This window comes from Ilumatobacter sp., assembly GCF_041688325.1.
Classification (GTDB): Bacteria; Actinomycetota; Acidimicrobiia; order Acidimicrobiales; family Ilumatobacteraceae; genus Ilumatobacter_A.
The window spans coordinates 1-11,975 of sequence record NZ_JBDNIJ010000403.1; the positions used below are offsets into that span (position 1 = coordinate 1).

The 11,975-nt window shown below is 62.6% G+C and carries 9 protein-coding genes and 1 pseudogene; 2 read left to right on the forward strand and 8 right to left on the reverse strand.

The window, feature by feature from the left end; genetic code table 11:
- Nucleotides 1–19: 19 nt before the first annotated feature.
- From ACH2EI_RS19990 to ACH2EI_RS20025, 8 genes and pseudogenes are all read right to left on the reverse strand, one after another.
- Nucleotides 20–1,078: a glycine betaine ABC transporter substrate-binding protein gene (locus ACH2EI_RS19990; protein ID WP_395155269.1), complete on the reverse strand. Its 1,059-nt coding sequence runs from the start codon at nucleotides 1,076–1,078 to the stop codon at nucleotides 20–22.
- An 81-nt stretch (nucleotides 1,079–1,159) separates the two neighbouring features.
- Nucleotides 1,160–1,990, reverse strand: coding sequence for an ABC transporter permease (locus ACH2EI_RS19995; RefSeq protein ID WP_395155268.1), 831 nt, complete (start codon nucleotides 1,988–1,990; stop codon nucleotides 1,160–1,162).
- Nucleotides 1,987–3,270: a betaine/proline/choline family ABC transporter ATP-binding protein gene (locus tag ACH2EI_RS20000; RefSeq protein WP_395161311.1), complete on the reverse strand. Its 1,284-nt coding sequence runs from the start codon at nucleotides 3,268–3,270 to the stop codon at nucleotides 1,987–1,989. The genes ACH2EI_RS19995 and ACH2EI_RS20000 overlap by 4 nt, the downstream gene beginning before the upstream one ends.
- A complete protein-coding gene (locus ACH2EI_RS20005) occupies nucleotides 3,267–4,178 on the reverse strand; it encodes an ABC transporter permease (RefSeq protein WP_395155266.1) in 912 nt (303 codons plus the stop codon). Before ACH2EI_RS20005 ends, ACH2EI_RS20000 begins: the two co-directional genes overlap by 4 nt.
- 853 nt (nucleotides 4,179–5,031) lie before the next feature.
- Nucleotides 5,032–6,387, reverse strand: a complete 1,356-nt coding sequence (locus ACH2EI_RS20010; RefSeq protein ID WP_395161313.1) for a rhodanese-like domain-containing protein — start codon at nucleotides 6,385–6,387, stop codon at nucleotides 5,032–5,034.
- Between the two features lie 127 nt (nucleotides 6,388–6,514).
- A pseudogene (locus ACH2EI_RS20015) lies at nucleotides 6,515–6,676 on the reverse strand (DDE-type integrase/transposase/recombinase); the annotation flags it as partial.
- Between the two features lie 144 nt (nucleotides 6,677–6,820).
- On the reverse strand, nucleotides 6,821–8,155 hold the full coding sequence (locus ACH2EI_RS20020; RefSeq protein ID WP_395161315.1) for a DUF2254 domain-containing protein: 1,335 nt from the start codon (nucleotides 8,153–8,155) through the stop codon (nucleotides 6,821–6,823).
- A 256-nt stretch (nucleotides 8,156–8,411) separates the two neighbouring features.
- Entirely contained in the window at nucleotides 8,412–9,827 is a 1,416-nt protein-coding gene (locus ACH2EI_RS20025) for an FAD-containing oxidoreductase (RefSeq protein ID WP_395161317.1), read from the reverse strand.
- Nucleotides 9,828–10,134: 307 nt separating this feature from the next.
- Here ACH2EI_RS20025 and ACH2EI_RS20030 point away from each other — a divergent pair, with 307 nt between their 5' ends.
- On the forward strand, nucleotides 10,135–11,793 hold the full coding sequence (locus ACH2EI_RS20030; RefSeq protein WP_395161319.1) for an FAD-dependent oxidoreductase: 1,659 nt from the start codon (nucleotides 10,135–10,137) through the stop codon (nucleotides 11,791–11,793).
- Nucleotides 11,790–11,954 carry a hypothetical protein gene (locus ACH2EI_RS20035; protein WP_395161321.1) on the forward strand — a complete coding sequence of 55 codons (165 nt, stop codon included), beginning with the start codon at nucleotides 11,790–11,792 and terminating at the stop codon, nucleotides 11,952–11,954. Before ACH2EI_RS20030 ends, ACH2EI_RS20035 begins: the two co-directional genes overlap by 4 nt.
- Nucleotides 11,955–11,975: the final 21 nt, after the last annotated feature.

Below are 11,975 nucleotides of genomic sequence, written 5' to 3' on the forward strand. Positions count from 1 at the left end.
CCGGTCGACACGCTGGTGATCAGAGGACGCCCTGCTCGGTGAGGTAGTCCGTGGCCACGGCCTTGGGGTCTTCGCCGTCGGTGGAGACGCGGCGGTTCAGTTCTGCCATCGTGTCGTCGTCCAGGTTGGCGAAGATCGTGTCAGCGAGTGCTTCGAAGGCCTCGGGGGCCTGCTGGAAGACGTCGTCCGACATGGTCATCGAGGCGTTGTACAGGATGAGCACGCCGTCGTCCTCGACGACGTCGAGCCCGAGGGCCGGGATGCGGCCGTCGGTCGTGTAGACCTCACCGAAGGTGCAGCTGCCGTTGGCGGTCTCTTCGTAGATGACACCCGTCTCGAGGATCTCTGATTGACCTGCTGGGATCGTGAGGCCCGTTGCGTTCTCCACCAGCACGAGGCCGTCGGGACGGTTCGGGAACTCGGACTCCATGCACACAGTGGCGTCAGCGTTCTCGTTGACATACTCCATCATGCCCTGCAGGTCGACGCCGGCTGCCGGTGAGTCCGACGCGGTGGCGAAGCCATAGGTGTTGTTGAACGGCGAGACGCCGACCCAACGGATGTTGTTCTCCTCGAGGTCGTTGACGCAAACGTCGTTGGTGAGCGCGACGCTGTCGAAGCTCGGGTTCTCGTTGGCGAGGTGGACGGTCCAGCCGGTGCCGTTGTACTCGAAGTACGTGTCGATCTCGCCGGCGAGCAGCGCATCGCGGTTGACGACGGTGCCGCCGAGGTTGGTGGAGTCGGTGACGGTGGCGCCTCCGGCTTCGAGGCCAACGATGGCCAATGAACCGACCACGAATTGCTCGATGAAGTCCTTCGATCCGACGTTGATGTCGATGCCGCTGAAGTCGAGCTCGCTGAGCGAGGCGACCGAGTTGTCATCGTTGTTGGCGGTCGTGCAGGTAGCAGCGATGTCTTCGGCCGCGGCGTCCGTGCTGTCGGTGACTTCGTCGGTTGCGGCGGTGTCAGGGACATCGGCGCTGGTGCTGTCGCTGCCGCACGCGGCGGCGACGAGAGCAAGTGCTGCCACGCCGGCGAGCAAACGCATTCGAGGTTGAATTCGGGGGGTGGTGATCATGTGAGGTTTTCTCCTTTTTGTTTGTTCACGAGGTGTTCCTTCGTTCGAGGACGCGCCGAAGCAGGACCTGCCTGGGGCAGGTCACAAACCCTTGGGCCGGAGCGTCTTCTCGATCAGCGCGGCGACCCAATCGACCGTCAACGCAATGAGCGCGGTCATGACCGCGCCCGTGATCAGTACCAGGTCTCGGCTGAGCTTCAGCCCGGCACTGATCGTTTCTCCCAACCCTCCCCCACCGATGAGGTAGGCAAGAGACGCCATCCCGACAGTGATCACGAGCGCGGTGCGGACACCGGCAAGGATCACGGGGACCGCGAGCGGGAGTTCGATGCTTCGAAGTGCCTGCAGCTTGGTGAGACCCATGCCGCGGCCGGCTTCGATGACGTTCTTGTCGACCTGTTCGAGACCCACCATCGTGTTGCGCAACACGGGAAGGAGGGTGAACAGGGAGAGAGCCCAGATCGTGGTCCAGGGACCGCGACCGAGCCAGGCGAAGGCGAGCACGAGCAGGCCGAAGGCGGGAATCGCCTGACCGGACGTGGCCACCGCGAGAATCGGCGTACCAGCGCGCTTGTACTTCGGGCGAGTGAGCAGAATTCCGATCGGCACTGCCATTACGACGGTGAACAGCGTCGACCACATCGTCAGCGACAGATGTTGTTCGAGCTGCGGGCGGAGGTTCTTGTCCCAGTCGAGCGCTCGTTTGTCCTGGAAGATCTTGTCGGCGTTCTTGACGTAGAGGTACAGCGCGATCGAGCCGAAGACGACGATGAGCGGCGTGAGGATCAAGCCGATGTTCGACTTGATCAGACGAATGCCGGCCGGCGGGAGGTCAGGGCCGAGGTGCTCGGGCGCTGTGGTCGTCGCTGCGAGGTCGTCCTGTTCGGTGACCTGTTCGGTCGTCGTGCTCACGTGGCGTCAGCTCCTAAACCGGTCGAGTCGGCGAGCGCGGCTTCCTGCACAGCGAGGTCTTCGTAGTGCTTCTTGGCCTTGCCGCGCAGGCGCTTGAGCACGTCGGCGAGACGCTCGATATCGAGAATTCCCTGGCATCTTCCCTTCTCGTCGACGACGACGGCCTGGCCGGCGTTAGACAGCAGCATTTCTTCGAGCGCGTCGTGCAGCGTGGCGTTGGGCATCACGGTTGCCATGACGGACCCGCCCGCACGGTCGAGCGGCGTCGCCGTGTCAGCAAGCTGCACATCATTCACCCAACGGATCGGGCGTTGCTCACGGTCGAGCACGAGCATCCACTTCTCAGGTGACGCGTCGTAGAGCCGCTGCGCGTCGGCGCGGTCGGTGTCGACGTTCACGATCGGGAAGTCGTCGGACAGATCGAGGTCGCGGACGCGTTCGAAGTTGAGGCCCTTGAGGGTGGCGCCGGAACCGATGAAGTCGCTGACGAATTCGTCGACCGGGTAGGCGAGGATGCGCTCCGGCGTATCGAACTGGCGGATAGCCGATTGCTCACCGAGGATCGCGATGTGGTCACCCATCTTGATGGCCTCGTCGATGTCGTGCGTGACGAAGACGATGGTTTTCTTCAGCTCCGACTGCAGCCGGAGAAACTCGTTCTGCAGACGATCTCGAGTGATCGGGTCGATGGCCCCAAACGGCTCGTCCATCAAGAGCACCTCTGGGTCGCCGCCGAGCGCACGAGCCACGCCGACGCGTTGGGCCTGGCCTCCGGAGAGTTCCTTGGGATAGCGATCGCGGAACTCGTTCGGATCGAGGCCGGTCATCTCGAGCAGTTCGTCGACGCGTGCCGCTGTCCGCTTCTTGTCCCAGCCGAGAAGGCGGGGCACGGTCCCGATGTTCTGAGCGATGGTCTGGTGCGGGAAGAGTCCAATCTGCTGGATCACGTAGCCGATGCGGCGGCGCAGTTGGTCGGAATTCACGCTCGTCACGTCTTCGCCGTCGAAGATGATCCGTCCAGAAGTCGGCTCAATCATGCGGTTGATGAGGCGCAGCGTTGTGCTTTTGCCGCAACCGGACGGGCCGACGAGTACGAGGATCTCTCCGACCGGGATCTTCAGGTCGAGGTCGGCCACAGCAGGAATACCCGAGCCCGGATAGATCTTGCCGACGCCCTGCAACTCGATCATCGCGCGCGGCGCGTCGGCGGCGAGTGCGGTCGCCCCGTTCGTGATCGGAGCAGCGGCGCTCGGCGTGGCGGGTGACGTGGGGGTACTCATGAGCGGATTCCTTTCGACGTCGTGAACCGACGTACGAGCGAGAAGAAGAGGTCAGCAATCAGTGCCAGGACGATCGTGAACACGACGCCCGTCCACATGCGTTCGACCGAAGTGACATCGGGGAAGCGCTGCAGGCCGTCTCCGATGTAGCGACCGAGGCCGGTGCCGCCGACCAGCGGTGCGATGGCAGCGATGCCGATGTTCAAGAGGGTGGCAACCCGGATGCCGGTGAGGATGATCGGCCACGCCAGGGGCAGTTCGACGCGGAGAAGCCGCTGGGTCTTGTTGAGGCCCATGCCCTTGGCGGATTCGATGACGGCACGATCGACGTCTTCGAGTCCGGTGACTGTGTTGCGAACGATCGGCAGGATCGAATACATCACCAAGGCGATGATCGGCCCACGGTCACCGACGCCGATCGCCGGGATGGAGATGAAGATCGCGAACAGGGCGAGCGATGGGATCGTCAACATGATCGATGCGAAGCCGATGATCGTGCCGCGCAGTGCGTGAACGCGGTGGACGACCACGCCGAGGACGACCGAGATGACGACGGCGATCGACATCGACATCGCGACGAGCTGGATGTGTTCGACGACCCGTTCGAAGATCGCCGACCATCCCTCGGCGTTCGACATCCACTCCCACCAGCTCTGGTAGGCATCGGGATTGAAGACCAACGCGGGAAGATTGGCGAAGCCGCTGATCAAGGCGCCGAAGCCACCGATGACATCGTTGTCCGCAGCGGTGTCCGCGATGAACACCCACCAGCCGACGACCAGTGCGAACAGCACGCCGGCGACCAGCCGGATCGAGACCTTGTCGCGCATCGAGCCGAGATGTGGCTCCGGTGACGAATCTGGTTCAGACCGGTCGACCTCCGAGGGCCGATTCAAAACATCGCTCATGGTGTCGCCTGCCCAAGGTTCGCGGGAGCCGACAAATTCCATGTGTTGGTCGATGTGTGAATGAAAATGTGGTCCTCTCGGAGCCGACGTGGAAGACGTCGATTCGCAGAATCGGTCGCGGCTGCCGCCTGCGATCTTCTCCGAACAACCATACGGATGAGAACTACTCCGACAACCAGCGTTGCGTCACACGCTCAACGCAGCACCGCTATGCGGTGGGCTGACGCTGCTTCGGCCGCTATTGTTACAAACATGTGACGATGCACGTCCAGAGGTAGGTGCACCCGTCGTCGAGGACGAGCGGCTCTCGAACTACCGCCATTATGCGGAGCGCTCGATTATGCCGCGTGGTGTGACCTTCTGAGTGTTCAGCGACGGGCAGCTGGATCGTGCGGTGATGGTGTGGCGGGTGACGAGCCGGCCGACGGCGTCGCGGCTCAGCGGTGTTCGACGGCTGGTGAAAATAGCGGGCCAGCGGCGTAGTGGTCCGCCAAACGGGGCCCTCTCAACACCCCGATTTGCTTCTGGTTCGTCCCCGGTGGTGCCTGCAGCGCCTGCAGCGCAAAGAATCTTCAAGAATGATGTTTGCTTTCGTGGTGAACAGGGCATCTCCCTCTGTGTGCTCGTCCCGTGGGCACACCACGATGTCCGAAGTCCGGGCCGAAGCGCCTCCTTACCCCCTCAAGAGAAGCGCTCCCCGGGTTTCGGCATCGTCGCGGTAGGACTGGCCGGGGCCGGGTACTCCGCCGAAGCGCTCGACCTTCAGAAGTCGAGGCCCCTGAGGTCGCCTCGACGGTGCAGCCGGGTGCAGCGTCTGCAACTTGGAGTCGGTGTGGTCTGTCTGTTCGAGACGTCAGCCGGATGGGCGGAGTCCGAGGCCCGAGTCGGCAGCGTTGTCGAAGTGGTCGTCGATGAGCACGACGTCGTGGCCTGCTCGGTCAAGGAGTGACGCGGCGATGGCGGCTCTAAACCCTGTTTGGCAGTGGACATGGAGAGCGCCGTCAGGGACGTCATCGAGGCGGTCGAGCAACTCGTGCAGCGGGATGCTGGTAGCGCCCTTCAAGTGTTCGACGGTGAACTCGCCGTCGCGACGAACGTCGAGGACGGTTGCGTCGACGTTGTCGTTGGCAAGGTCTGAGAACGACACCACTTCATAAGTGAGTCGGTCTGCGTCGGGCGACCAGGACGCAAGATCGCCCGTGGCGGCTCCGGCGGGTCGATCGATGCCGATGCGGACGAGTTGCCGTTGCGCCTCGGCAATCGAGTCGGCGTTGTCGGCGAGCAAGGTAAGAGGCATGCCCCACGGCAGAAGCCATGCGAGGTATGTCGAAAATCCGTCATCGAGTTCGACATTGATGGTGCCTGCCAGATGTTGAGCGGCGAACTCGCGGCGGGGGCGCAAGTCGACGACCCACTCCCCACGATGGATGCGTCGGGCGAGTTGGACCGGGTCGACCGACGCAGGGGCCGAGAGATCGATGGCAATACCGCCGGCGATATTGAGAGGTCCCATTTGTGCGTAGTAGCGAGGGTAAGCGTCGAGTCCGTTGAGGAGTCGTTCAACGAAGGTGTCTTCATTGGTCTCCTGCAGGGCGATGTTGACGCGGCGTTCGGTAGCGAGGGTTCCGTCGGAGTCTTCGTCGCTGGTGGCCGATGCGCAAAAGCTGCCGAAGCCGTGGGTGGGGTAGATCTGTGCGTCGCCGGGAAGCTCATCGGCGAGCTGGTGTACCGAACGGAACTGAGCTCGCGTCAACTCGTGCGTTGCATCGGGGCCGATCAGATCTGTACGGCCAACGGTGCCGTACAGCATCGAACCGCCCGTGAACACGGCGGGCGGTCCACCGCCTGCAGATACGACGTACGAGAGATGGTGTGGCGTGTGCCCAGGGGTGGCACGAACTTCGACGCGCAGGTCGCCGACCACGACGACGTCGCCGTTACTCATTGGCTCGTAGTCAAACGTCAGCGGCGCTGGAGCTGCGTGAAGGTACGTAGCCCCAGTGATGCGAGCCAAGGTGAGGCCGCCGCTGACGTAGTCGTTGTGGACATGCGTTTCGGCGATGTGGGTGATCTCGACGCCGGCGTGCTCGACCGCAGCGACGACGCGATCGATGTCGCGCTGAGGATCGATGACGAGTGCGACCGAACCGTCGTGCACGATGTACGAGCGGTCGCCGAGTGACGGTGTTTCGATCGTGATGACTTCCACTGCCTACCTCCTCACGTTGTCGGTCCGTGGCTGACGAACCCATCACCAAGCCTATTCCGGGTGCAAGGGGTGAAGCGGGGACTCGGTAGGGCACTGTTGCGTTGACGGATTGGGTGTGGGTTGAACTGGCCAACATCATCTCGAAGAATTTGGTGGCCGGTGCGACGTTGTGTTGCTTGGAAACCACAACGTTGATGACCTGGCCGTTCTGGTCGACTGCCGAGGAGACGTATCGCCACACACCGGCTATCCGGACGAAGGTCTCATCGACGAACCAGCGCTCGGCCAAGAGCTTTTCGACGTCGCTGTATGAGAGTCTGTAGCGGAGTCACCAGCACACCGCCATCACGACCAGGGTTTTCGCGGGGTGCGAACCATGCGGGTACTTCCTGCCCGGCGCCACCGCTGCATCGCGAACTCACTTCGAGGGCTCCTACGACTCCGCTACCCCTGTGTCCACAGCGGGTCCGAAGCGCCGGTCGAACGCGCGACGGACGTCGGTGAGGTCGGCCGGCAACATGTTGGTTTCCTCGCACCCGGCGAGCACCAGGCACGCCTGTTCGATGAGGACCGCAGTGCGAGACGAAAGCCCCGTCGCGTCGAGCCCTTCCCGGAGGAGATGTAGCGCCTCCAGGAGGTAGATACACACGGTCGGCTGCGTCGCCGCGGCGCGCCGAAGCTCACCGAACGCGAGCCGGACCAGATCGTCACCGTTGGGCTGCTCGACAAGCACCACACGGCGATCCGTTTCGCCTGTCAGCTCCTGGGGCGGCGGATCGCGTCGGAGCAATTCGGCGAGTACCGCCGCACTGTGGAAGATCGCGTCCTGTGCCGTGGTCGGATCGTTGATCCCCGTTGACAGCGCCTTGAGACCGACATCGGCCATCTGGCGGAGACCGAACGAAATGTCCTGCTGCATCGTGCGGGTGTTGCCTATCGAGATCGTGTCGAGAATGGCTTGTTCTATCGCCTTGATGTCCTCGGGCGCCGCCGACAGGGCGCACAGCGGTATTCCTGGGATCGCGTATCGGCCCGGGTAGGCGTATACCCACGCGGTGGTCCCTTCAGGCAGACAGGCGAGCAGCGCCCCGGTATCGATCTGCTGGACCCATCCAGCGCTATCGAACAGGACGATGTGCGCCGGATGATCCGGTGCGGCGACCGGTTCTGGAAGTGGCTGGTCGGACTCAGCGACGTTCCACTCGCGACGGGCATGACCGGTTGCTTCGATCTCGACACGATCGAGAATCTGGCTGACGTCCATGGAGTGGGCACTGTGGTTCAAGAAGGCGGCGATGGAGAGGATCGTGGCGATGCCGAACACCACCGCAATGGCGACCGAGAGGCTCGGGATGACGACATCCCCGCCCGACTCGCCCGGCGACCGCACTGATCGGAGCACGACCAGGCAGTACGTGAAGGTCCCCATGACCAGGCCCATGACTCGCTTGTTGAACGGATCTCGGAACAAGGTGTGCACGACTCGGGGCGAGAACTGACTCGACGCCTGCTGGATGATGAGCAGCGAGATCGAGAACGCGATCGCAGCGAACGTCATCGTTGCCCCAGCGATGGTGCTCAGCACCGCGCGTGCGCTGGCCACCGTCGAGGCGGCTCCAAGCGGCAGATCGGCGCCCTCCAAGTCGAGTCGGCTGTCGATCCAGATCGTGACGAACGCGCCGACAATGCTGGCGAGCACCCCCACCATCGGAACGAAGAACAGACTCACCCGAATCCGTTCCATCAGTGAGCTCAGGCGAAGGCGCATCCGCCTAGTCTGACCCGTCCCACACTCCGGTGCAGGGAACCTCTTGCGCCCCCGGCCATTTTGTGTGATCCACCAGGGCTTCGCGCCTGAGTCGTTTCGGTCGATGCCTGTGGACAACAGATCTGAAGCGCCGACTTGTATGGAACTTGCCGGATGATGCGCGACTCCTCAGCAGCCACCGATCCCGGGCGCTTCCGGTTGTTCGGTTCCCTCGGTACGCCCCGTGCCGCCAACCGGATTGGTTGGTCAGTTGCCGTCAGTCGAGTGGTTCGAGATTCTGGAGGGTGGTGGGGACGAGTTCGGACACCGTCGGGTGGATGTGCACGGCCCGACTGATGGTGGTGTACGGCGCCTTGGCGTACATGACGTCGGCGATCAGGTGGATGACCTCGTCGCCGTTGAGCCCGAAGATCGCGCCGCCGAGGAGCTCGTGGGTGTCGGCGTCGACGAGGAACTTCATGAAGCCCGCCGTCTCGCTCATCTCGATCGCGCGGCTGACGCTCTTCATCGGGCGCTTGGCGATGAGTACGTTGCGGCCGCTGTCGCGGGCTTGCGACTCGGTCATGCCGACCCGCCCGAGCGGTGGGTCGGTGAACAGGCCGTAGCACAGGATCCGGTCAGAGACGCGCCGGGGATCCTCGTCGAACAGATTGGCGACGAGGATCTCATGGTCGTTGTAGGAGGTGTGGGTGAACGCGCCCTCGCCGTTGCAATCACCGACCGCCCAGATGCCGTCGACACTGGTGCGGAGCTGGTCGTCGACGGTGATGTAGCCGTGTTCGTCGGTGTCGACGCCGACCGTGTCGAGCCCGAGGTCGTCGGTGTTCGGTATCCTGCCGACGGCGAGCAGCAGGTGGGAGCCGACGATCTGGGGTGACCCGTCGGCGCAGTCGACATCGACGCCGATCCGGCCTTTCCGACGGTCAGGGTGGCTGCCGGGTTGGTCGTCGTCGACGCGGGTAAAGCCAATGCACTCGGCGTTCAATCGGAACTCGACTCCTTCGCCCTCGAGCATCTCGCGAATCGCGTGGGAAACGTCGGGGTCTTCACGCGAGATGAGACGCGGGCCCTGTTCGATCACGGTGACCTGTGCGCCGAGTCGACGGTGGATCTGAGCGAATTCGAGACCGACGTAGCTCCCCCCGATAATGATCAGGTGGTCGGGTACTTCGTCGAGTTCGAGGATGCTGCTACTCGTCAGGTAGTCGATGGCGTTCACCCCCGGTAGGTCGGGGATGCGGGGTCGGGCCCCGACGTTCACGAAGATCCGTTCGGTGTCGAGGACCCGGTCGCCCACGACGACCCGGTTGGGCCCGTCAATCTTGGCGTGCCCTCGTACGAGCTCGATCGCATCGTTCTGGTCGAACATCTTATTGAGGCCGTCGTTGGAGGCTTGGGCGATGGCCTCCATGCGTTCCTTCACGCGGGCCATGTCGACAACCGGTTCGGCGCCGATGTCGAACCCGAATTCGTCACCGCGGCGGGCCATGTGGATCGCACGGGCACTGCCGACGAGTGCCTTCGTCGGCGTGCACCCGACGTTGACGCCTGTGCCGCCGACCAGGTGACGCTCGACGACGGCGACCCGCCCGCCTTCTTTGGTGGCACGGGTGGCCAATCCAGGGCCGGCCTGGCCGGTCCCGATCACCACGGCGTCATATCTGTCAGACATCGCACTGCCTCCTGTTCTCGCTCGTCTCTTGATGTCGACCTTAAGCGAGCTGCAACGCGACCGTTCCGCCACGACGACGTTGGGCTCAACAACCACTACGACTGCAGCTGCTGCCGATGCGCGACCCTGACGCAGCCGGAGTCTGCTTTCGAAACCAGCTCCAGCTAATCTGACACCCACCCGGCCAAAAACTGAGCTTCCAACACCAATCTCGTAGAGCGCAGATCGGGACAAGCAATCAGCGATCGCACTGAGTATCGCTCGCGTTATTTTTGCGAAGTATTTGGCCTACCAGCAAGGACTTATCGTGCCTCGACATGTTGCCATCTTTGGAGCTGGAATTGCAGGGCTTACTGCGGCCCACGAGCTCATCAGACGCGGCTACCGGGTCTCGGTTTATGAATTGAACGACTCGGCAGGCGGCTTTTTCCGCAGCGAACGGCGGGAACAGGACAACCTGCCCTCCGAGTACTCCTGGCACGGCTTCGGTCCCTGGTACCACAATACGTTCGACTTGCTGAAGCAGATTCCCTTCGATGCCAACAGCAGTCTTTACGATCGCGTGCTCTCGCGGCCAATGGAGTACGCCGTCGTGCCCAACACGCTCGGCGAGGATTTCGACACGGCCGACTTCTTCGACAAGCGGCGAGCGTTCAGGATGTCGAAGTCGGACAAGCTCGCACTGGTGTGGGGTGTCCTCAAGGTCTCGTCCGCCAATAACCGAACGAAGGAGCGCTACGCGCTGGCCAACGCTGCGGCGTATTGGCAGCCACGCATGAGTAAGTCCGGCCATTCGACATGGAAGGCAGTCTTTGGGCCCTGGATCGGTTCCGACTGGCCGTACGCGTCCTTGCATCACGTGGGCGTTTTCTTCGCCCGGAACATCCGATCCGGCCCGACACATGAGCATGGGGCCGATGAGGACGGACCTGCATGGAAACACGAATCAATGGGCGGCTGGTCACTTCTACGCGCACCGAGCAACGAGTGGTGGTTCGACCGGTTGGTGGCATACCTCGAACAGGCCGGGGTCGAGTTCCATTGGGAATCCCCACTCGAAGAACTGCACTACGATGGCGACACGGTCACCGGTGCCGTTGTTGCGCAGGACACGGCCGTGCAGGCGGACATCTATGTGCTTTCCAGCACTCCGTTCGCGGCTGCGGAAATTCTCGCCAAAACACCGGCGCTCGCAAACGATGAACAACTGAGGAAGCTGCCAGCGCTCATTCAGGATGGGCCTCATACACAAGTCTCGTTCCGGATTGCGTTCGATGAGAGCATGAGCTGGCCGCGCGAACGAACAGCGATCGCGCTGGCCGACTCTGAGTTCAATATCACTCTCTACGCAAACGAACAGTCCTGGCCCGCCAGAATCGATCTGGGCGACAATGTGGAGTCGCTATGGACGTGTACCGCATGTGTCGCATCCATGCCGGGACTCATATACGGAAAGCCGTTACGCAACTGTACGAAGGAGGAGTTTGTCGAGGAGGTCCTCGCACAAATCTTTGCTTCGGAAGGTTTGGACTTCATGATCAGGAAAGCAAATAACGGTCGCGGACTGCGCGATTTCCGAATCCTGAAGGCGGAGGTATGGCATGAATGGACGTTCTCACCGAACGGTATAGAACCCGCGCAGCCTAAGTGGGTGACCACCACGAATACCCAACCCCATCGTCCTGATCAGGCGACATCGATCCCGAACCTCGTTCTGGCCGGCGCCCACACGAAAACTGAAGCCGATATCTGGAGCATCGAGGGTGCGGTCGAGAGCGGGCGCCGCGCGGTCAAAGTCTACGAACCGGATGTGGTTCTGAGTCGCCAGCACAAGCCGTTGCTACTTCGAACCCTTGCCCGCCTTGACGACGGTCTCTATGCATTGGGCCTGCCACATGTGCTCTACATGATCGGCGCATCCGTTGCGTCGGCATTAGCTCTCATTGCCACACGCGTTCTTCGATGATCGGACGACTCAGTCGCGTGACGGGTACGCCCGACGAGTTGCACCGATGCGAAGAGCATCTGGCAGAGATCCCAGCCGATCTGGCTGACGGCGAGGGTCACGGTGCCGTGACCGAATCCCGGCACGACCACGTGGTCCCACCCGACCCTGACGCCGGCTGACAACCACGACAATCGGCGAAC

Bases quoted from the DNA above. Each gene is read 5' to 3' on its own strand.
- ACH2EI_RS19990 (WP_395155269.1), bottom strand. From the start codon at position 1,078: ATGATCACCACCCCCCGAATTCAACCTCGAATGCGTTTGCTCGCCGGC.
- ACH2EI_RS20000 (WP_395161311.1), bottom strand. From the start codon at position 3,270: ATGAGTACCCCCACGTCACCCGCCACGCCGAGCGCCGCTGCTCCGATC.
- ACH2EI_RS20025 (WP_395161317.1), bottom strand. From the start codon at position 9,827: ATGTCTGACAGATATGACGCCGTGGTGATCGGGACCGGCCAGGCCGGC.
- ACH2EI_RS20005 (WP_395155266.1), bottom strand. From the start codon at position 4,178: ATGAGCGATGTTTTGAATCGGCCCTCGGAGGTCGACCGGTCTGAACCA.
- ACH2EI_RS20020 (WP_395161315.1), bottom strand. From the start codon at position 8,155: ATGCGCCTTCGCCTGAGCTCACTGATGGAACGGATTCGGGTGAGTCTG.
- ACH2EI_RS20035 (WP_395161321.1), top strand. From the start codon at position 11,790: ATGATCGGACGACTCAGTCGCGTGACGGGTACGCCCGACGAGTTGCAC.